This window comes from Haloactinopolyspora alba (assembly GCF_003014555.1).
Lineage (GTDB): Bacteria > Actinomycetota > Actinomycetes > Jiangellales > Jiangellaceae > Haloactinopolyspora > Haloactinopolyspora alba.
The window spans coordinates 114,870-136,430 of the sequence record NZ_PYGE01000003.1 but is presented as its reverse complement, the minus strand read 5'-3'; the positions used below and the strand labels follow the sequence as shown (position 1 = coordinate 136,430).

The window sequence follows — 21,561 nt, the reverse complement described above, 5'->3', positions numbered from 1 at the left end:
TCAAGAGGAAATCGATTGCTCAGGAGGTTTCGTGACCATTCGACGAGCAGTATCGTCCCGGCCGCGGGTGCGGCCACGGCTACGGCGCTCGGCTGCCGTCTCGGCGGTCGTCGCGTTGGTGGCGACGGCAGGAGCCGCGACGGCTGGTGCCGTGTCCACGAACGACGTGTCCAGGAACAGTGTGACGGCCGGCGACGCGGCAGTGGACGCCGCGCCTGCCGACCGGCCGGGCCCGTCCGGCTGGGACGTGTACCGGCAGCTGGACCGGCTGCCGGAGCTGGCCGACGGCGTCGCCACCGAGCAGTTCTCCAGCTTCGACCGGACCGGCAACAACGACGACGGCTTCGTCGGCACCTACTCGTGTCTGCGCCAGGGTGAACACGGCTGCGTGCTCGCGGAGGACACCGGCGCCGGTGAGATCGGCTCCATCTGGTTCACCCGCGACGGCGGCAATGTCTCGAGGACCGGGAACATCGTCATCGAGCTCGACGGCGAGACCGTGCTGGACGCTCCGCTGCAGGACGTCGTCGACGGTGAGGTCGGCAAGCCCTTCGTGTTCCCGCTGGTCGCGAACGCCGACCGCAGCTCCGGTGGGGTGACGATCAAGGTGCCGATGGCCTACCGCGAGTCGATGCGGGTCAGCGTCACGAACAACCCGCTCTTCTACCACGTCTCGTATCGCACGTTCGCCGACGCCGAGGGGGTGGAGACTTTCGACCCGGCCGAGGTGCCCGGGGAGGTGCTGTCGACGATGGCCGCCTACGGCACCCAGGACCCGAAGCCGCAGCGCGACGGCGAGATCACCGAGTCCAGCGAGTTCTCGCTCGCCCCGGGGGAGAGCACCAGCCTCGGCCGGCTGAGCGGCCCCGGCACCATCAGCGAGCTGCGCCTGCGGCTGCCGCAGGTGGTCGGCCCGGAGGAAGGGCCGGAGGTCAGCGACGACGGCCGGGCGCACGTCGGCTCGAGCACGTTCACGGTGGCCATCGACCGGGACAACGAGGGGGTGCGGCTGACCCGCCGGCTGGACACGCTGTCGGCGAACCAGCGCGCGACGATCATCGTCGACGGCACCGAGGTCGGCGAGTGGGAGCCGCTGCCCGGCACCGGCGGCCAGTGGGCCGACCAGTCGGTGCTGATCCCGGCGTCGGTCACCGCCGGCAAGTCCGAGATCACCGTGCGCAACGAGTTCGTCTCGGCCGGCATCGACTTCAACGAGTTCCGCTACTGGGTCGACTCCGTCGTCGGCGGCGAGGACGTGCGCACCGACGAGCTGGACGTCGGCCCCGGTGACGAGGCGCTGGCCAGTGAGGCGGCGCACGACTACGAGATCGTCGAGCAGCAGTGGCAGGGCTCGCACACCTACACCTACCCGCCGCCCGACGGCCAGGAGGACGAGGTCGCCGCGTCCGACGCGTTGCTGCGGGATCTGCGGCTGCGGATCAGCTTCGACGGTGAGCGCACCGTGGACGCGCCCGTCGGCGAGTTCTTCGGTTCCGGCCTCGGTGAGACCGAGGTGCGTTCGCTGATGTACGCGATGGACGACGCCGAGGACGGCTCCTACTGGTCATGGTGGCCGATGCCCTTCGCCCGTTCCGCCGAGGTGTCGCTGGTCAACAACTCCGACGTCGAGCTGACCGCCGGCGACGCGTCGCTGAGCTGGGCACGTGACGCCGGCAACGCCCGCGCGCTGACGGGCCCGGACCCGTCGCTGGGATACTTCCGTGCGCAGAGCAACCGCGGCGAGACGTCTCCCGGGGACGACTGGGTGTTCCTCGACACCGTCGGCCGCGGCAAGTTCGTCGGTGTCAACCACACCATGGAGGGGCGGATCACCAGCGGCAACATCCGTAACTACCTCGAGGGTGACGAGCGGGTCTACGTCGACGGCTCGCACACTCCGCAGATCAACGGCACCGGCTCGGAGGACTTCTACGAGGGCGGCTGGTACTTCAACCGCAACGAGTTCTCCAACCCGACGAACGGGGCGCCGGAGATGGAGACGCGCAGCTTCGGCTGCGAGTACCAGTGTGACGCGGCGTACCGGTTGATGATCGCCGACGCGGTCGACTTCAACAGCGGACTGCGGTTCGGCATGGAGCACGGGCCCACCGCGAACGAGCCGGCGATCTACGGCTCGACGGCGTTCTGGTACGGCCACCCGGGCCAGGTCGACCTGCGCGTCACCGACAGCGTCGACGTCGGCGACACGGACAGCGAGACCGCGCACGACTACAGCGGCGGTGGCGAGGCGAGTGAGCTGACGTCCACGTTCGAGGGCGACTTCGACACCGTGCCGATGACCGACGACGTCCGTGCCTCCGACGGTGCCGTGTCGTTCACGGTGGACGTGGACCGGCGCAACGAGGGCGTGCGCCTGCGCCGGCTGTCGGACCAGAGCGTCGCCGGCCAGGCGGTCACGGTGCAGGTGAACGGCGAGTCCGCGGGCGTCTGGCGTCAGCCCCTCGGCAACGAGACGCACCGGTGGTTGCACGACGACTTCGAGATCCCGGCGGAACTGACCGCGGGCTCGGAGTCGGTCACGGTGACGCTGACGCCGGTGGACGGCGCGCCCGCGTGGTCGGCTGCCGGATACGACGCCATGTCCTACGTGCCCGCGGGCACCGACCGGCAGCCGCCGGGTGAGGTGAGCGACCTGGCGGCAGCCGGGCGGGACACCAACGCCGTCGACGTGTCCTGGTCGTCGGCCGGCGACGACGTCGCGGTGGACCACTACGAGGTGCACGCGTCGACCGAGGCCGGGTTCACGCCGTCGGACGACACGCTGGTCGGTACATCGTCGCTGCCCGGATTCGCGCACCTGAACCTGGGCCTGGAAGAGACGTGGCACTACCGGGTGCGCGCGGTGGACTCGTCCGGGCACACCGGCCCGTGGTCGGACGAGGTGTCGGCGACGTCCGGACGCACCCTGAACGTCGAGGGCGAGGGCCTGACGCCGGTGGACTCGTCGACCGACCCGGTGCAGGCGCAGGGCAACTGCTGCGGCGTGTCGTGGTCCGGCGGTGCCCAGCTGTGGTTCCGCGCGGACGCGGCGGGCGACACCGCGACGGCGACGTTCTCGGTGCCGACGTCCGGGACGTACGACCTGTCGGCCGTACTGACCCAGGCGGTGGACTACGGCATCGTGCAGCTGGCCGTCGACGGAAGCACCGTCGGCGAGGCGTTCGACGGGTACAACGACGGCGTGCGCGTCGCCGACCCGGCGGCGCTGGGCAGCGTGCAGCTCGACGCGGGAGAGCACCAGCTGACGCTGACCATGACCGGCAGGAACGAGTCCGCGACGGGATTCCTGGCCGGCCTGGACCGGATGTCGCTGACGCTCGCGTGACGCGCTGACCGTCCCGCTGATCATCGGCACTTTGCCGCCTGTGTGGCCGGTAAGTGCCGATGATCAGCGGCGGGCGCGGCGGCGGCACGGGCGGATCGCCGGCGGGGCTGCCGGTTTGGAGTGCGGGGGCCTCGCCCGGTACTCTTACCGGGCGATCGAGCGGCGAGCCCGCCCGTATCGGTGGGGTATGGTGTAATCGGCAGCACGGCTGATTCTGGTTCAGTTAGTCTAGGTTCGAGTCCTGGTACCCCAGCGCCTGATGTGATCGACGTCCGGCTCACTCGGTTTTGAGTCGGCGGCGGCCTCGGGTAGTGTTTCACCTCGCGACCACGGTCGCAGCGGCCCCGTTGTGTAGCGGCCTAGCACGCCGCCCTCTCAAGGCGGTAGCGCGGGTTCGAATCCCGTCGGGGCTACAAGTGAGGCGCCCCTCACCTGCGGAAACACAGGTGAGGGGCGCTTTTTTGTGTCCGGCCATCCCCAGCAGAAACCCTCCACTTTGGCGTCATCACGCCTGTTCAGTACCGCCGTTGGGCGCGGCGCGGGCCAGACCGGTCTGGTAGGCGACGACGACGAGTTGCGCGCGGTCGCGTGCCTGCAGTTTGTTCATGGCGCGCTGGACGTGGGCGCGGACGGTGAAGGGGCTGAGGTACATCCGGTCCGCGATCTCCAGGTTGGACATGCCGGTCGCGACGAGGGTGACCATCTCGCGCTCGCGCGGAGTCAACGCGGCAAGCTGCTCGGATCGGGGCGGTTGGGTCTGGGCTGGTGTGGCGAGGAAACGGGCGACCAGGGAGCGGGTCGCGGTGGGGGACAGCAGGGTATCGCCGTCGGCGATCGTGCGGACGGCCTTCAGCAGGTCCTGGGTGTTGATTCCCTTGCCGATGAAACCGCTGGCCCCTGCGCGTAGAGCTTGGGCGATGTACTCGTCGGTTTCGTATGTGGTGAGTATCAGTACGCGGCAGGCACGGAGGTCCGGATCGGCGCAGATCTCCGCGGTGGCGGCGATGCCGTCCATGCCGGGCATCTGGATGTCCATGACGATCACGTCCGGGCGCAGTTCACGGGTCAGCGCTACCGCTTGTGCGCCGTCGCCCGCCTCCCCGACCACGGTGATGTCGTCTGAGCTGTCAAGAAGAGTGCGGAAGGCGCCGCGTAACAGCGCCTGATCATCAACGAGCAGTACTCGGAGCGTCATACCCTGTCCTTGGCCTCAGTCCTGGTCTGCCAGCCGTCGTCGATGGTGCCGTGGGCCGTCGTCATCCCCGCCGTTGGTTGCTTCGTCAGTCTCCTTGGCTGCACTCGTGGGGCGCGAAGGGGGTTGCGCCGCGACGAGGAAGCCGCCTTCGGAGCGCGCACCGGCCGTCAGGGTTCCACCCACGGCCGTGGCCCGCTCACGCATTCCGATCAGACCGTAACCCGGAGAGCGATCAGGTGGCGTTCGGGGATCGCCGCCGTCAGCTCTGACCTGGATGGTCAAGTATTCGCGGCTCCAGTTCAGGCGCATCCGCGCGTGGCTGGTCGCGGCGTGCTTGGTCACGTTGGTCAGCGCTCGTACGGGACGGCCGCCCTGCACGCGGGTTCGTACATGCGTGTAGTGCGTCCGCACCAGAAACCGTGCTGACTGGTCCGACGGCACTGGGGCGAAGACGGTGTCGGCAGACGATGTGCAGCGCAGCGCGGGAAGACAGGCTGGTGAATGAATCGTGCGGCACCGGGCCGGACGACAAAGCGGCAGGAAGAGACGTTGAATAGCTCCGGAAAGACCACAGATGCCGTGCGGCTGACGGACGTCCGCAAGGTTTACGGCAAGCGCGACAACCAGGTGGTGGCGTTGGACGGCGTCACGACCCAGTTCGACCGAGGAACGTTCACGGCAGTCATGGGGCCCTCAGGCTCCGGCAAGAGCACCTTGCTGCAAGCCGCGGCCGGACTCGATCAGCCGACGTCGGGTTCGGTCCTGCTCGAGGACCACGAGCTCAGCGAGATGAACGAGACCGAGCTGACGAAGCTGCGACGGGACCGGATCGGCTTCGTCTTCCAGGCTTTCAACTTGCTGCCGGTCCTGACCGTGCGGCAGAACGTGACCTTGCCGCTGCGGCTCGCCGGCGACAAACCAGCCAGAGGACACGTATCCAAGATTCTGGACCAGGTTGGTCTCGGCGAGCGCAAACACCACCGCCCCTCGGAGCTGTCCGGCGGGCAGCAGCAGCGGGTCGCCATCGCCAGGGCGTTGATCAGCGATCCGGCCGTCGTCTTCGCCGACGAGCCGACCGGTGCGCTGGACACCAGGACCGCGCGGGACATCCTCGGACTACTGCGGCACGCCTCGGAGACGGCCGGGCAGACGATCGTGATGGTGACCCACGATCCTGTCGCAGCGTCGTATGCCGATCGCGTGCTCTTCCTCGCGGACGGACGTCTGGCCGGCGCACTGAGTTCGCCGACGCCGGAGTCTGTGGCCGAGCGGATGACCCACCTGGGCGCCTTCGTCGACGACGGTCCCCTCCCGCGGCTGGAGCCGACTCGAAGGGAGCAGCGCTGATGTTGCAGCTTGCGTTGCGCACCCTGCGGTTCCGCCCGGGCATCTTCGTGGCGGCCTTCATCGCCATGTTCTCCGCGACGGCCATCATGATGGCCACTGGCGGTCTGATCGAGACCGGCATCCGCACGGCCGTTCCGCCGCAACAGACGGCCTCGGCCGACATCGTCATCGCGGGTGACCAGGAGTACCACGATTCCGGCGGGGACCCGGATGAGCCCCCGATCCTGCCCGAGCGGGTCCGCGTCGACGCCGGACTGGCGGACACGATCGCGGCGCTGCCCGGTGTGCAAGAGATCGAGACCTTCGTCTTCGAGGGCGACCCGCCTGCAGGTACGGTCGACGCGATCGGCGCGAAGGCCGAGCCGGGAGTCGACGTCGGTGAGCTCCGCGAGCGAATCGACGCCGAACTGGACAGCAGAACCATCACTCTGGTCGGTGACGAACGAGGCCGGGCCGAACTGCGCGAGGCCATGGAGAGCGGTGTCACCGTGATGGCCCTGGCAGGCGTCTTCACCGCCTTCGCGATCCTCGTGTCGATCTTCGGGGTCGCGTCCATGCTCGCGCTCTCGATCATTCAGCGTCAGCGGGACCTGGCGTTGCTGCGGGCCGTCGGAGCCACGCCACGTCAGCTTCGTCGGCTGATCCTCCGTGAGACGCTCTTGCTGTCCTTGCTCGCCACCGGTTTGGCGTACATCCCAGGCCAGTTCCTGGGCGGGTTCGTGTTCGATCGGCTGGTCGAACAAGGAATCGCCGCGGACGGTGTGGTCTTCCACCAGGGCTGGATCCCGAGCGTGGCCGCGATGGTCGTGGCGATCCTCGCGGCCGTGGCCGGCGCCAAGGGCGCCGGACGGAGAGCATCGCGTATCAAGCCGACCCAGGCGCTCGCGGAAGTCTCCGTCGAGGGCAAGATGATCGGTGCAGGACGGCTGCTCCTCGCGGTGATCGTCCTCGCGGGCGGAACCGCGTTGACCCTGATGACCATCGTCGTGATGAGCGGACCGCTCACGCCCGCCACCGGAGCACCTGCGGTGATCCTGCTCGCCATCGGGTTCGCCCTGCTGGCGCCGGTGCTGACGAAGGTCACGACCTTCATCGTGCAGTGGCCCGTGCGCGCCGTGGGTGGTGCGACCGGCGAGCTCGCCGTGCTCAACGCACGCGGCCGCAGCGGCCGGATGGCAGCCGCGATGGGTCCCGTCATCCTCCTCACCGCGGTCTCGACCGGGATGCTGTATCTGCAGACCACGAACGACGAGGCCGACCGGCAGAGCTTCGCCGAGAACCTTGTCGCCGACGCGGTGGTGACCACTCAGGACGACTTCGACCCAAACCTGGTCGAGCAGCTCAACAACATGCCCGGCATCGCCGGTGCCTCGGAGTACGTCTCCAGTGTCGGCTTCATCGAGCAGCCTGCGGACAGCTCGCCGATGAACGAAGGCTGGACCCTCCAAGGTGTGACCGCCGAAGGCGCGGAGGCCACCACACCCGTCGACATCACCGCGGGTGGTTTTTCCGACCTCCGCGCGGACACGATCGCCATCGAGGACGAGCACGGCGACGAACTCGGTGTCGATGTCGGCGACACGATCACGCTGCGGATGGGGGACAACACCGCGCGCGAGTTGCAGGTGGCCGCACTGTTCTCCGCCCCGGAGGACTACTCCACCTTGTTGCTCCCCGCCGACACCCTGGCCGCCCACACCACGGCGGGAACGGCCACGCGCATCATGGTCAGGTTCGAAGGGAACGCCGACCCCGAGCAGTTGGTGGCAGACCTCGAGGAGATCACCGCTGCCGAGGACGGAATGGCAGTGGCCGGCCGCGACGTCCTGCTCGAGGAGTACGACGACGAGAAGCAGACCGCGACCCTCGCGATCTACATCATGGTACTCATGATCGCCGGGTACGCGGCGATCACGGTGATCAATACCCTCGCGTCGACCATCATGGCGCGCAGACGGGAGTTCGGGCTGCAACGCCTCGCAGGCTCGACCCGTGGCCAGGTGATGCGGATGGCGGGTCTGGAGGGTGCGATCGTCTCCGTCAGCGGCGTGATCCTGGGCACCGCTGCCGCGGCCGTCATTGTCGTGCCAGTCAGCATCAAGCGTCTCGACACCGTGCTACCGGCCGGATCGCCGTGGATCTACGCCTCGATGGCCACTCTGACGATCCTGCTCACGCTCGGCGCGATGCTCTTGCCCGCATGGCGTGTGACGCGCGGCCGACCGGCTGAGGCGGCACTCGCCGTCGAGTAGCCACGACCACACGTAGTGGGTGGTCACATGTGCGCCTCGGTAGATCTTCACGATGCTCCGTTCGTGAGCCAGCGGGCTCGGAGATCGGGCCGAAGCCAGGCTGCGGGTGACGCGATGGACAGCCCACCGTCGACGGGCAGCGTCACGCCGGTGATGAACTCAGCCCGGTCCGAAGCCAGGAACGCCACGGCTTCGGCGACGTCGGCCGGCGTGCCGACGCGGCGCAGCGGATAGCCCTCGGCGACGTTCTCGATGTCTGCGTTGCCGATCATGGCCGGTGCGACGGCGTTGACGCGCACGCCGGCCGGCCCGTACTCCAACGCGAGTTGCCGCACGAGCCCTTCGACGCCGGACTTGGCGGCGGCGTAGACAGGCAGCCCTGGTGCGGCAAGGTTCGCGTTGATTGAGGTCACAGCGGTGATCGACGAGCCTCGGGGGAGCAGCGGCAAGGCCGCACGGCTGACGTTGAAGGCGCTGCCCAGGGTGGCGTCGATGCCGGCGCGCCACTGCTCGTCGGTCGTCTCCGCGGCGGCCGCGACGGGCATGACCGCGGCCGCGAGCACGACGAGGTCGAGACGGCCCAGCACATGGTGTGTGCGGGAGACGGTTTCGGAAGCGACGTCGGGCACCGCGCAGTCCGCCGCGAGATGCTCGGTGAACGACGGGTCGGAGGTGTCCTCCAGGGAAACCCCCACCACCTGGTAGCCACCACGGTCGAGGACGCGGGCGATGGCGCGGCCGATGTCCGACGAAGCACCGATCAACAACGCACCTGGCGGGTTCATCGGCTACACCCCCAACTCATCCAGGATCGCGTGCAATCTCGCACGGGTAGCCGTGTCGAGCGAGCGTGCCGGGGAACGGACCGTCGCATCGGCGATCAGCCCACGCCACAGCATGACCTCTTTGTGCACGGCCCATGCGATGCCGGACTGCAGGCCGAACAGGATGAGCGGCAGCAACCGGGCGAATCCGGTGTTGGCAGTGCGCACGTCCGCGCGCAGATGAGCGTCGAGCACCGGCTTCAGCAAGTCCGGAAACTCACATGCGGGCATCGTCCCGACCGCACCCCTTGAGTGCTCGTCCAGGCAGAACTGCGCGTTCTGGCCGCCGAGCACGGCGAAGTCGTTGTCGCCGAGTGCGTCGACGACAGCGCTCACCTTCGGTGCCGTGGGTGGCGCTTCGACCTTGACCGAGGTGACGCCGCCGAGCTTGCTGAGTTCGACGATCAGCGCCGGCGACATGCTCACGCCGGTCGCGCCGGGAGCATCTTGCACCATGACCTCGAGGCCGGTCGCGCCGGCGACGTCGCGATAGAAGTCGATGAGCTGGTCCGGGCCAGGAGTGACCATGAAAGGCGGCAGCACCATCAGCGTGTCCGCTCCACCCGATGCGGCCTCCTGCGCTTGCTCGACTGCGGTGACCGTCGATGTGCCGTTGACTCCGGCGACGACGGGAACGGTCCCGGCCACCACGTCGGTCACGGTGTCGAGAACCGTCGCCCGCTCGCGTGCCGTCAGTGCGAAGCCCTCACTGGCCATGCCGAACACCGCGACGCCGTTCACGCCGCTCTCCAGCTGGAACTCGGTGAGGCGACGCAGGCTCGCGACGTCCAGCGACCCGTCGGCGTGAAAGGGGGTTGCCAGGATGGGAACCAGCCCGTGAACGGTGGGCGGCACGTCACGACTCCTTCGCTAGCTGGACGACTGCCTCTTCGTCGACGTCGGCGCCAAGACCGGGACCGGACGGGAGCCCGAAACCGTCTGGCCGACACGACAACGGTTCGCGCACGATGCGCGAACCCACCTCTGTCGACTTGGGCTGGTATTCGAAGGCTGCCAGGTGCTCGGCGGCGGCCGCCACGTGCAGCCCGGCGGCAAGCGCGACGCCCATGCCGGTCGAGTGGTGCGGCGCGACGGGAACACCCCGTGCCGCGGCGAGTTCGGCGATGATCAGCCCTTCGGTCATACCGGTTCGTCCGATGTCCGGCTGGGCGATGTGAAGCGCGCCGGCGTCGAGCCACTGGTTGAATTCGTACCGATTCCGCAGTGCCTCGCCGTGAGCGATCGGAATCCGACTACGCGCCGCGAGCTCCGCGTGCCCGGCGACGTCTTCCGGCGCCATCGGCGCCTCGAGGAACCATCCGTCACGCTCGGCCAGACCTTCCGACAGCCGGAGGGCGTCGTGCAAGGGGTAGACCCAATGCGCGTCGACGGCGATTCGCAGGGACGGTGCTGCGGCCCGAACCGCGTCGACCGTCGCCAGGTCAGCATCGATTCCACGCCCGAGGTGCAGCTTGACGGTGGTGGCCCCCTTCTCTGCCCAGTCTCGGGCCAGCTTCGCCTTCTCGTCGTCGGTCTGCTTGGGAAGACCGGAAACATAGGCGGGAACGTCGGTACGGAAGGCTCCGCCGAGCAGGTCCGCGACGCTGCATCCCGCCAACTTGCCGGCGAGATCCCACAGGGCGATGTCGACGGCGGCCAGGGCGTCGGCCTGATGGCCGACGAGGTGGCCGCGTTCACGCATCAGATCCCGCAGCTTGGACCATGCCGGGCGTGGGCGGGTGGCATCCATGCCCTGCAGCGCCGGTGCAAGGAGGAGATTCACGATGGCGGCGGGGACCTCGGGTGCCACCGGCGCGAGGCCCTCACCCCACCCCGCCGTGCCGTCCTCGGCAGTCACGCGAACCAACAGCGTCTCGAACCGACCGGAGTAGATGCTCCGCCACGGTTCGCGCAGGAAGTACCCGTCCTGCAGGTCTTCCGACCCCAGGTAGGCGTCGTCTGCCTTGATCTTCACGACGAACGTCCGAATGTCTCGAATCAGCATCTCGCATCCTCATGATGATTGACAGCACGCGCTTTGTGCGAGAGTCTCCCACATACTGCAAACGAGATCCAGAGTTCAAGGAGATCGCCCGTGTCGGTGGAACAGGGCACCAACCAGAGCGTCGAACGGGCCGCCGCCGTGCTGGGAGCATTCCTCGACGGCAAGCCGCAGCGAGTGTCGGACGTGGCCAACAGCGTCGGCTTGGGGCAGTCGACCACTTCACGGCTGCTGGCGACGTTGGAGTCGATCGAATACGTCGAGCGCGATCCTGTGAGCAACCTTTACCGGCTGGGACCGGCGCTGATCACGTTGGCGGGGGTTGCCGTCAACCAGAATCCCGTCCATCGCGCGGCCCGCCAGGTTGCTCAGAACCTGGCAGCATCACTCGGGCTCGGTGTCAACGTGGCGGTGCGAAGTGACGACGCGTTGTTCTACTTGTGCAACTTCGAAGGTGCGAAGGCGCCGAAGTCGTACGTCCTGATGGGTCGACGAAACCCGTTGCATGCCACTGGCCTGGGCAAGTGCTTGCTGAGCGCGCTCGATGGCGAAGAACGTCGAGCGTTGCTGCCAGAACCGAAGCCGTTCACGTCACACACGTTCTGCGACCACGGCGAGCTCGACGAGATCGTCGCCGAGGTGCGTCGCCGGGGATATGCCACCGAAGTGGAGGAGTTGGCACTCGGCCGAGCGTGTGTGGCTGCACCGATCTTCGACCATACGGGGGCCGTAGTGGCAGCACTGTCGGTGTCGGGCCCACTTTCGGCCGTGGACCTGCCCAACAGGGAAACCGAACTCGGTCGACGAGCCATCGAAGCTGCCGACGAGGTCAGCATCGCTCTCGGATACGACGTCAGTCTCGCCCATCACGTAGTTGGCGTCGGCGGTGAAGGGCAGGCATGACAATGAAGCTCAAGGAGCGCTCCGCGGGCTCCGCGTCAGCGAACAGCCGTCGATCGCCACCGGACGCAGTCGGCCGTCGCGGTCTGTCGCAGACGCAGGTTGCGCTCGCCCTCGTAGCGCCTGCGCTCCTGCTGTATGCGGTGGTGCTGCTTTATCCACTGGTCGCGTCTTTGTGGGTGGGCCTGTTCGACCGCTCCCTGGTGCGCCCCGGGTCGGAGTTCGTGGGCCTGCAGAATGTGCAGGACGTGCTGTCGGAGGACTTCGTCGGCCTTCTTTCGAGAACACTGGTGTTCGCTTCCGGTGCGACAGTCCTGCCCTTCCTTGTGGCGTTCGGTCTGGCGTTACTGCTCAACCAGGGCATTAGAGGGCAGGGCGCCCTACGCGGAATCTTGCTCTTCCCTTGGATCCTTCCTGGCGTCGTCGTATCTTTTCTCTGGCTTTGGATCTTCAACCCGAACAACGGTGTCCTGAATGGGGCGTTGCGCGAGCTGGGGTTGATCGAGGAGAACCTCAACGTCTTCACTTCGCCCTGGCAGTCGATGCTGCTGGTCATTGTCGCCAAGTCGTGGCAGACCTTTCCATGGGTGATGGTGATGATGCTGGCCGGGCTTCAGGCGGTTCCGCGAGATCTGCTCGAAGCGGTGTCTGCTGACGGCGGCGGCACTCTGCGGCGGTTCTGGCATGTCACATTGCCGTCGTTGCGCGGTATCATCTTCACGGTCTTGCTTCTCGAGCTGCTCTGGAACTTCCAGCACTTCGAGATGATCTGGGTTCTCACACGCGGAGGGCCGGCCGGCGCGACCACGACGTTTTCCGTGGAACTCTACGAAACCGCGTTCCAAAGCTTCGACCTCGGCCGGGCCGGTGCGGTCGGCATTCTCTGGATGGCCGTTCTGTCGATTCCTGTCTGGCTCTTTACCAAGTACGGCGATCGGAGGGTCGGATGAGCACGAGCGTTGACGTGCACCCGGAGACAACGGCCCCCTCCGCCCCGAGACGGCCGCGCCGCAGGCCAATGCGACGGGTCGCTCTTTGGGCGACGCTGGCAGTAGTAGTGTTCATTGCGCTGTTCCCCGTGTACTGGATGCTCGCGACATCGATCACGCCGCGTGAGCAGGTGTTCGAGTTTCCGCCGAGTTTTATTCCGACGTCAATCACGTTCGAGCACTACGGCACATTTTTTGAGACGCCCGCTCTGCTCAAATACATGGTGAACAGCATCCTGGTTTCCGGGGTGACGGCAGTTGGTGCGGTCATCGTGTCGTCATACGCGGCGTACTCGCTGTCGAAGTTCGAGTACCGTGGTCGGAAATCTGTGATGTACATGATCTGGTCGTCGCAGATGTTCCCCACCGCGTTGCTCCTGATCGCGTTGTACCTGATGTTCGACAGGTTCGGCCTGCTTGATACGTACGTAGCGCTCGTGTTGTCATTCATGACGTTCACGCTGCCGTTGTGCACTTTTGTCATGAAGGGGTATTTCGACACCATCCCCACGGAGGTGATCGAGGCGGCGCGGATCGACGGCGCGCCCGAGCGCGTGATTACGACCAAGGTGCTTCTCCCCATAGCCATTCCCGGAATGGTGGCCGCAGGGCTGTTCGCCTTCATCCGAGGGTGGAACGACTTCATCTTCGCCCTCACCCTGGTCGGCGAGGACAGACGTACCTTGCCGCCGGGGCTCGTCGTCGAGTACCTCGGAGAGTTCCAGGCGGACTGGCCAGAGCTCATGGCGTCATCACTCATCACGACCATACCGGTGGTGATCGCATTCATGGCCTTGCAGAAATACTTCGTCGAAGGCCTGACCGTCGGGTCGGTCAAAGGTTGAGTGAACACGAATCTCAAGGAGGAGAGATGAGTCCCTCGAACTTGCGCTCGGGTATGAGCCGACGTGCATTTCTGGCCCGCACTGGAGTGGGCATGGTCGTTCTGTCACCCGCAGGGGCCTTGGTGGCGTGCGGTAACGGAGGCGGCGGGACGAGCGGGTCCGGCAGCGTCGAAGAGGTCACCTTGAACAGCCACGGGTTGGCCGAGGGGGCCGACGCTGCCGTCTACGAGAAATTGATGAAGAGGTATCAGGACGAGACCGGTGTCAAGATCGACGGTAACGGCATCCCGTTCGCCGAAGCGCTCAACCAGTACATTCTGCAGGCGCGGTCCGGCAACCTCTCGGGGGTGGTCTCGCTTCCACAAGGCTGGATCCCGCCGTTGGCCGAGATGGACGCTCTTGTCGACCTGGCACCGGTTATGGACAAGTCACTTTTCACGGACGGTTCAGTTCAAACCGTGACCTACAACGATATGACATTGGCCCTCCCGACGACGGCCGGCGCCATCGGCCTGGTGGGGAACGGCCTCCTGTTGGACAAAGCCGGCGTCGACGGACTGCCGACAGACGTCGACGAATTCGAATCCGCGCTGGAGGCGATCAAGACCCTTGACTCGGACCTCATTCCATATGCGGCCATGACGGGCATCGAGCAGGGAAGCGACATCGCTTTCTGGATGCGTGCTTTCGGCAGTGACGTCATCGACGACAGTGGAATGGTGAGTCTGGGTGACGATGCCAGCGTGGCGGCCTTGGAGTGGTACAAATCCTTGCTCGATCGTGGCCTGATTGCACCGAATATGAACCGTTTCGACGCCCGTGCGTTGTTTGCCCAGGGCAGGACCGCGTTCTATGACGACGCCGACATCGCGCCCAGCATTATCGAGCAAGAGACAAGTGACAGCAAGTTGCTGGACAACATGGTTCCCGTGCCGAGACCAGGCGTGCCTGGTGTCGATGTACCGCCACAATCGATCACGTGGGGCGGCGGCGGCTACGCCGTGTTGAAAGGCGATGACGACGTCGAACAGGCGTCGACTGATTTCGCGTCCTGGCTGTCTACGGACCTGGAGGCCGTGATCACAGTGTTCGAAGGGACCGGACGCGCGCCAGTCCTGAAGGAAGCGCGTCAGGACGAGCGGTTCACGTCAGATGAATGGGCTTCGACGTGGGCCGAGGAAATCGCGGCCCATGCCCGGCCGTTGTTCGCATTCTACGCGGAGTCGGCGCGGATGAAAGAGATCATGGGCGAGATGGTCGAGGCGGTAATGCTCGGGAACAAGGACGCGGCGACGGGCGCGGCCGACGCGGCGGGCGAACTCGAGGCGCTCATCGAGCAGTCCTGAGATTTCGTTGGGTCGCCGGTGGAGATCGGCGGCCTTGGCCGCCGTTGTCACCGGCGGCAGCGTGCGGTGCCGGCCGACCGTGTGTGCGGATGTCGGCGGCACGCACGTGTCATGGACACTGACGCCGGCGCACTGGGCCACAACGCGGTTGTGTGTCCGAGATGTGCGTAACCGGTCCGGTACATGCTCGACGTTTCCAATGTGTGCGTAATTTCCGACACGAAAGAGAACTCCGGGATTCGATTGAATCGGTCCATGTTCCTGGCGATGGAGGCACAATGACGGAGCGGCAGATCTCGCGCAGATCCATCCTCACTCTTGCCGGCGCAGGGGTCGGTGCGGCCGCGGTCCAGCACATGATCGGACCGCTGCACCCGGCCATGGCCGCGTTACGGAACACGCCGGCGAGCGAGGGATTGCCCGCCCCACTGCGGAAGATCGAGAAGCCAGGGCTGACGATCGCGGAGGATCCGGCGGCGGTCGTCACCGGACCGCGGCACCGGGTGTCGTTCCGGCTCGCCACCTGGGACGGAGGGCGGACGTACGTCCGCGACATCGAGGTGCGGGCGGACGGCGGGTGGATCTCCGCCACCAGCCCGGACGCGCGGTTCGACGAGCAGTGGGTGGTGCTGGCCGGCGCGGACGGGTCGAAGGTCAACTACTACGCGTCGATGACGCCGCACTGGCTGGCGCTGGACGAGATCGAGCAGGTGGACGACACGACCGTGCGTCTCACCACGAGCGCGGATCTCGGCTTCGACATCGCCGTCAGGTGGAACGTCGCCGGCGAAAACCCAGAGGTGCAGTGGACGGTCACCGCCGGCGCCGACGGACATCACATCGTCGGATACCAGGCCATGGACATCGCCCGGTTCGCGAACGTCGAGGAGGTGCTGTGCGGGGCGCTCCAACACGCACGCGTCGTCGACGGGGCCGACTCACTGAACGCGAGCGAACTGTTCGCCCCGATGTCATTGGTGCAGCAAACCGTCGGTGAGCAGGTCTGGACGACCGGCGTCTATCTCCCGCCCGAGAGCGAGGACTTCGTTCATCTCGCCAGGATCGGCTTCGACAACCAGCCGTACGGCATGAGTCTGCGCAACGGTGACGTCGACCCCGAGAACGTTCAAGCGGTGGTGTTCGCTCCGCAGATCGGTGAGCAGTCGCCCCTCGAGGCCGGCGGTTCCCGGACGATGAGCTTCGGTGTCTGCGCCGAGCCGGCGGACCTGTACACGGCGTACACCGGGCTGGCCCGGCAGGAGTACGGCCTGCGTGCCTACCGGGAGAACGTGTTCGGGACATCGTTGACCGAGGCCGCGTTCAACCTGATCGACCTGGTGATGCGCGAGCCGGACCAGGTCGATCCGCAGGGCGGATTCGTCCCGTCACCGAGTGGGTGGTGGGAGCGCGCGAAGGGCTTCGTGGACATCGAGAACGACCAGACCGTGGTGATCTCGCATGCCGCGGTGCTGATGAGCGCCTACCGGCTCACCGGTGACGATGCCATCTACGATCGGCGGGCCCGCCCGGTGCTGGAGCACCTCCTGTCGCGGGAGACGTGGGGCAACCGGTTCACGCCGGTCATCGGCGGCCACGACCGTTACCCGTGGGGGATCAGCGGGCCGGCGGGGGACGCCGCCCACCTGATTCCGCTGCTGCGGCAGGGTGCCTCCCTGAACCCGGTCGTACGTGAGCTGGCCGTCCAGACCATGCGGGAACGGCCGCGCCGGCCCGCCGGATCCGCCATCGAGACCGGGCGGACGCCGATGACCGTGCCGTACGTGGCGCAGCAGTTCACCGGAAGCCCGGCGTACCTCGCCGAGGCGCACGCCAATGCGGCCGTCTATGCGGATCAGTTCGTCAACCGCGCCTATACGACCAACGCGGCCCGTGTTCAGTTCGTGTACGACTACGCCAAGGACTGGACCGAGTTGCTTCTGGTGGCCGAGGCGACCGGTGACGAGGCACTGATGGAAGCGGCCTACCGGGAGGCGAAGCGTTTCGTCACGGAGATGCAGGTACGTGAGGTGCCGGACACGCTGATCACGACACCGACCCATCCGGAACTCACCGAGCAGACCGACAAATGGCAGGAGCACGGTCGGCGCTGTGTCTGGGACGGGTACACGCGGACCGAGATCCCGGTCGAGGAGGTCCCGGCCTGGGTGGTGTCCACCTGCGGTCTGCCCACCGAACAGTTGAGCACCCACCGGCTCAACGGCAAATACAACCTTCCGCACTGGTCGGCCTTCCTGCAACGCCTCGCGTGGCGTACCGGGGACGCGTTCATCCACGATGTCGCACACAACGGCGTGGTCGGCCGGTTCACCAACTACCCCGGCTACAACCTGCGCCAGTTCACGTCGTGGCCGATGCATCCGGAATTCCCGCTGGAGGGCCCGCCCGGTGCGGGAGCGGTCTATTACCACCACATCCCCTCGCATCTGGGGATCACGCTGGACTACCTGTTCACCGAGCACCTGATCCGCTCGGACGGTGCGGTCGCCTACCCGGGCGTGTTCGAGGACAACTACGTCTTCTTCAAGTTCCACACGTACGGGCACGCGCCGGGCACGTTCTACGGCGAGGACGGCGTCTGGCCGTGCCTGCGACGCGGGATCGTCGACGTGGACAACCATCAGATCAACTGGATCGCGGGCACCGGCAACGGATCGCTCTACATCAGCCTGACCAACGAGAGTGCGGAGCAGCAGACCGCGCGGATCACGTTCGATCCCGGGCCGAGCGCTGTCGCCTCCCTGAGGTCGTACTCCGTCGAGGTCATCCGCGACAACGGCGAGCGGGAAGAGCGCAGAGTTCAGGGTGCGCAGCTCTCCGTTCCGGTGACCGGCCGGGGCATCACCGCGGTGATCGTCCGCGGCGTGAACCTTTCCAGCCCGCTGCACGTCGAGCCCGAGTACGACGCGCACGGCCCGGGCAGCTTCCACTTCGACGACGAGAGCCCCGTGGGCTTGGTCCGGGGCATGGTCCTGGTGCGGCCCGACCGCGGCAAGGCGGACGCGTACGTCTTCGCCGGCACCGAGGACCAGGCCACCCTGCGCTACACGCTGGACGGCGAGACCTGGACCGAGGTGCCGAACGAGGTGTACCCGAACGAGTGGACGGTCGCTCTGCCGGACCTGGACGCGTCCTTCACCTACGAGGTCGTCGTCGGCGACGCGAGGACCGAGGCCGTGACGCTCTCGCTGCCCGCGTCGGTCACGGGTGTCTGCCCTCCGGGGAAGACCGCGCATGCCGAACTGCTCGCCGACCCGGACGTCGCCGGCGGTGACCCCGTCGTGGTCGAGGTCCGTGCCTACAACGGGACGGACGGCCGGCTGGAAGGTGCACGGGTGGCACTTCGAGTGCCCGACGGCTGGACGGTGACGCCGACCGGTGACCAGCCGACGGCGATCGGCGGCGACCCGGCCCTGTGGACGTTCGAGGTGACCGTTCCGGTCGACGCGGCCGCGGAGATGAACTCGATCGGCGCGACGCTGAGCTGGGACGGCGGCGTGGACGAGGCGGCGGCGGTGGACGTCCGCGTCATGGAGACGGTCGAGATCGTCGCTTTCGACGTGCCGGAACCCGAGGTCCAGCCCGGTGCGTCGATTCCGCTGGCGGTGTACGCCATGAACCGCGGACCGGCGGAACGCGGCGGCCCGGTGACGGTCCTGGTTCCGAGCGGCTGGACGCTCGAACCGGCCGAGCAGGAGTACCGGCTGGAACCGCGCGGCTGGGCGCGGTACGACTACACGCTGACCGCACCGGCCGATGCGGCGCCCTACACCACCCATCAGCTGACCGCCCGGGTCGAGAACACCGAGCGGGAGGTGAGCGTGTCGGTCGTGTCGCCCGGTCTGGTCATCACGAACAACTCGGACGTCGGCTACTTCGAGACCGGGGAGTGGGCGCGCAGCGGGCTTCGCGGAGTCGACGGGGAGACGACGCGGTACAGCCGGACCGGCCAGAAGGGCAGCACCGCGACCTGGCAGCCGTGGATTCCGGAGGCGGGCCTCTACGAGCTTGCTGTGTGGTATCCGTACCATGACCGGACGACGACCGCCGCGGTGTACACCGTCCACCACGCTGGCGGAAAAGACTCGTTCACGGTGAATCAGCAGGAGAACGCCGGCGAGTGGCGGGTCATGGGCACGTTCAGGTTCGACGCCGGCGACGCGGGACTCCTCCGGCTGGAGGTCCAGGACACGTCGAGTGTCCACCGCGCGAGCGGGGCACGGTGGCGCCCGGTCGACGACCTGGTCGTCACGAACAACTCGTCGGTCGGCTACTCCGAGACCGGAGCGTGGGCACGCAGCGGGCTCCTCGGCGTCGACGGAGAGCGGTCGCGGTACAGCCGCATCGGCGAGGAGGGCAGCACAGCGACCTGGCAGCCGTGGATCCCGGAGTCCGGCCGCTACGAGGTTGCCGTGTGGTATCCGTCCGACGACCAGACGACGACCGCTGCGGTGTACACGGTCCACCATGCTGGCGGGGAGGACACGTTCACGGTGAACCAGCAGGAGAACGGCGGCGAGTGGCGGGTCCTGGGGACGTTCGGTTTCGACCCCGGTGACGAGGGATTCGTCCGGCTCGAGGTCCACGACGCGTCGAGAGTCCACCGGGCGAGCGGGGCACGGTGGCGGCCGGTCCGGTCCACATGACGACGCGTCACCGAAACCCGAACCGTCCAAGGGTGGCGAATGATCCGCGACCTGGGAGCTGACTCTTGATCACCAACAGCACCAAGAAGAACGTTGTCCTTGTCGTCGTCGACGAGTGGCGAGCTCAATCATTCGGATTCGCCGGCGACGAGAACGCACACACCCCGGCCATCGATCAGCTGGCGGCCGAGTCCCTGCGTTATCGGCAGGCGATCTCCGGAACCCCCGTCTGCTGCCCGGCGCGCGCCAGCTTCCTCACCGGTCAGTACCCGCTCGATCACGGCGTCTACATCAACGACGTCGAACTGCGGCCGACGGGCCGGACCATCGCTGAGGTGTTCCGCGACGAAGGATATGCCACGGGATACGTCGGCAAGTGGCACTTGTACGGCAGCCCCGACGGGTGGTTCGGCCGCCGGGACGCATACGTCCCCCCTGAAGCGCGGCACGGGTTCCAGTTCTGGCGGGCGGGGGAATGCACGCACGACTACTGGAACTCCGTCTACTACGCCGACGACGATCCCACGCCCCGGGTGTGGCCGGGTTACGACAGCTATGCACAGACCGAGCAGGCGGCCGAGTTCATCGAGGATCGAACCGCGGCCGACGAACCGTTCTTCCTCATGCTGTCCTACGGGCCGCCGCACTTCCCGCTCGATACCGCCCCCGAGGAATTCCGCGAGCACTACAACGGACGGGCGATCAGGGTTCCCGGCAACGTGCCCAGCGAGCACGCCGACAGCGCCGCCGACGACCTCCGCGGCTACTACGCACACATGGCCGCCATCGACGAGTGCATGAGCCGTCTTCTGCGGGTCATCGACGCCACGGGTCGTCGAGACGACACCGTCGTCGTCTTCACTTCCGACCACGGCGACATGATGTGGTCGCACGGGCTCCAGTACAAGCTCGTCCCCTGGGAGGAATCCATCAGGGTTCCGCTGCTCGTACGCGGCCCCGGAATCGCGCCGGGCGACTCGGACGCACTGTTCAACTCGCCGGACCTGATGCCCACGGTGCTCGGCTTCGCCGGCATCGCCGCGCCCGACGGCATTCAGGGAACCGACTTCTCCGATCCCTCGACGACCGTCGACAGTGCGTATCTCAGTGTGCCCGCCGCATACTCCACGCTCCGCTGGTACGGCATCGCCGAATACCGCGGAGTACGCACGCAACGCCACACCTACGTCTGCGCCATCGACGGCCCGTGGCTGCTGTTCGACAACGACGCCGACCCCGGTCAGAGCCGCAACCTCGTCGACGACCCTGACCACGCTCACGTGCGTGACCAGCTCCAGGAACACCTCGACGAGTGGAGATCTCGCCTCCGGGACGAGTTCCTGCCCGGCGAGTACTACATCCGTCGCGACCAGCTCGAGCACTACTACGAAGTCAACGAACCAGTCGGATACTCGGGCCGGTCGTCGGCCGGATGGGCATCCACCATCGAAGCGGGGCGACGCTGGTCGATCGACACGCCACTCGACATGATCTGCGACAACGCCGACGCAGCCGCGATCGTCGCCCGCCTCGTGCCCGAACTGATGCCCGGTCACGCGCCGACCGTCAACGGCCGCGATTCCGTTCGGCTGGCGTCCCTACGCCACGCCGGGATGATCGACGAGGACCGGTTGTCCGCGGTCGACGAGGAACTGGCCGCTCTCGGAGGCCGAGTCAACAGCTGTCCCGACACGGTGGCCATCGACCGCGTGGTCTGAACGCGAGCCGCCGACGGCGTGGCAACAGGGCCGAGAACCGCGGAACGGGCGCGTGCGCGAACGGTGCTCGAGGACGGGAGGCTGACCGGCGGCTCGCCTGCGTGGTCACCTGGCCCTCCGACCAGCTCGTCCT

Annotated in this window: 14 protein-coding genes and 2 tRNA genes; 11 read left to right on the top strand and 5 right to left on the bottom strand. The window is 67.1% G+C overall.

The genetic code is table 11. The features are described 5' to 3' along the window. Positions 1–31 precede the first annotated feature (31 nt). The 3 genes from CLV30_RS05460 (at position 32) to CLV30_RS05445 (ending at position 3,759) form a co-directional block, all read left to right on the top strand. A complete protein-coding gene (locus tag CLV30_RS05460; RefSeq protein WP_205740648.1) occupies positions 32–3,346 on the top strand; it encodes a glycoside hydrolase family 172 protein in 3,315 nt (1,104 codons plus the stop codon). 181 nt (positions 3,347–3,527) lie between these two features. Then, a tRNA-Gln gene (locus CLV30_RS05450) sits at positions 3,528–3,599 on the top strand. 87 nt (positions 3,600–3,686) lie between these two features. After that, a tRNA-Glu gene (locus CLV30_RS05445) sits at positions 3,687–3,759 on the top strand. A 92-nt stretch (positions 3,760–3,851) separates the two neighbouring features. Here CLV30_RS05445 and CLV30_RS05440 read toward each other — a convergent pair. Beyond that, positions 3,852–4,541: a response regulator transcription factor gene (locus CLV30_RS05440; RefSeq protein WP_106536192.1), complete on the bottom strand. Its 690-nt coding sequence runs from the start codon at positions 4,539–4,541 to the stop codon at positions 3,852–3,854. Between the two features lie 15 nt (positions 4,542–4,556). Then, positions 4,557–4,883 (bottom strand): ATP-binding protein, encoded by a 327-nt coding sequence (locus CLV30_RS25885; RefSeq protein WP_129710930.1) that lies wholly within the window; start codon positions 4,881–4,883, stop codon positions 4,557–4,559. 159 nt (positions 4,884–5,042) lie between these two features. Here CLV30_RS25885 and CLV30_RS05435 point away from each other — a divergent pair, with 159 nt between their 5' ends. Both CLV30_RS05435 and CLV30_RS05430 read left to right on the top strand, forming a co-directional pair. After that, positions 5,043–5,888, top strand: a complete 846-nt coding sequence (locus CLV30_RS05435; protein ID WP_106536191.1) for an ABC transporter ATP-binding protein — start codon at positions 5,043–5,045, stop codon at positions 5,886–5,888. After that, complete coding sequence (locus CLV30_RS05430; protein WP_106536190.1) at positions 5,888–8,140, top strand: ABC transporter permease; 2,253 nt, start codon at positions 5,888–5,890, stop codon at positions 8,138–8,140. The genes CLV30_RS05435 and CLV30_RS05430 overlap by 1 nt, the downstream gene beginning before the upstream one ends. Before the next feature lie 47 nt (positions 8,141–8,187). Here the strand turns inward: CLV30_RS05430 and CLV30_RS05425 are convergent, their stop codons facing one another. From CLV30_RS05425 to CLV30_RS05415, 3 genes are read right to left on the bottom strand one after another with little or no spacing between them, the layout of a single operon-like run. Then, complete coding sequence (locus CLV30_RS05425) at positions 8,188–8,925, bottom strand: SDR family NAD(P)-dependent oxidoreductase (RefSeq protein ID WP_106536189.1); 738 nt, start codon at positions 8,923–8,925, stop codon at positions 8,188–8,190. 3 nt (positions 8,926–8,928) lie between these two features. Beyond that, entirely contained in the window at positions 8,929–9,819 is an 891-nt protein-coding gene (locus tag CLV30_RS05420; protein ID WP_106536188.1) for a dihydrodipicolinate synthase family protein, read from the bottom strand. A 1-nt stretch (position 9,820) separates the two neighbouring features. After that, complete coding sequence (locus tag CLV30_RS05415; RefSeq protein WP_205740649.1) at positions 9,821–10,822, bottom strand: mandelate racemase/muconate lactonizing enzyme family protein; 1,002 nt, start codon at positions 10,820–10,822, stop codon at positions 9,821–9,823. 237 nt (positions 10,823–11,059) lie between these two features. Here CLV30_RS05415 and CLV30_RS05410 point away from each other — a divergent pair, with 237 nt between their 5' ends. The 6 genes from CLV30_RS05410 to CLV30_RS05385 all read left to right on the top strand — a co-directional run bounded on the left by CLV30_RS05410 (position 11,060) and on the right by CLV30_RS05385 (position 21,428). Further along, positions 11,060–11,869, top strand: a complete 810-nt coding sequence (locus CLV30_RS05410; protein WP_106536186.1) for an IclR family transcriptional regulator — start codon at positions 11,060–11,062, stop codon at positions 11,867–11,869. Beyond that, entirely contained in the window at positions 11,866–12,816 is a 951-nt protein-coding gene (locus tag CLV30_RS05405; RefSeq protein WP_211300013.1) for a carbohydrate ABC transporter permease, read from the top strand. The genes CLV30_RS05410 and CLV30_RS05405 overlap by 4 nt, the downstream gene beginning before the upstream one ends. Then, positions 12,813–13,700 (top strand): carbohydrate ABC transporter permease, encoded by an 888-nt coding sequence (locus tag CLV30_RS05400; RefSeq protein ID WP_106536184.1) that lies wholly within the window; start codon positions 12,813–12,815, stop codon positions 13,698–13,700. Before CLV30_RS05405 ends, CLV30_RS05400 begins: the two co-directional genes overlap by 4 nt. A 26-nt stretch (positions 13,701–13,726) precedes the next feature. Then, positions 13,727–15,046 carry an ABC transporter substrate-binding protein gene (locus CLV30_RS05395; RefSeq protein ID WP_106536183.1) on the top strand — a complete coding sequence of 440 codons (1,320 nt, stop codon included), beginning with the start codon at positions 13,727–13,729 and terminating at the stop codon, positions 15,044–15,046. A 278-nt stretch (positions 15,047–15,324) separates the two neighbouring features. Beyond that, positions 15,325–19,710: a golvesin C-terminal-like domain-containing protein gene (locus CLV30_RS05390; protein ID WP_106536182.1), complete on the top strand. Its 4,386-nt coding sequence runs from the start codon at positions 15,325–15,327 to the stop codon at positions 19,708–19,710. Positions 19,711–19,775: 65 nt separating this feature from the next. Then, positions 19,776–21,428, top strand: a complete 1,653-nt coding sequence (locus CLV30_RS05385) for a sulfatase family protein (RefSeq protein WP_106536181.1) — start codon at positions 19,776–19,778, stop codon at positions 21,426–21,428. The last annotated feature ends 133 nt before the right edge of the window (positions 21,429–21,561 follow it).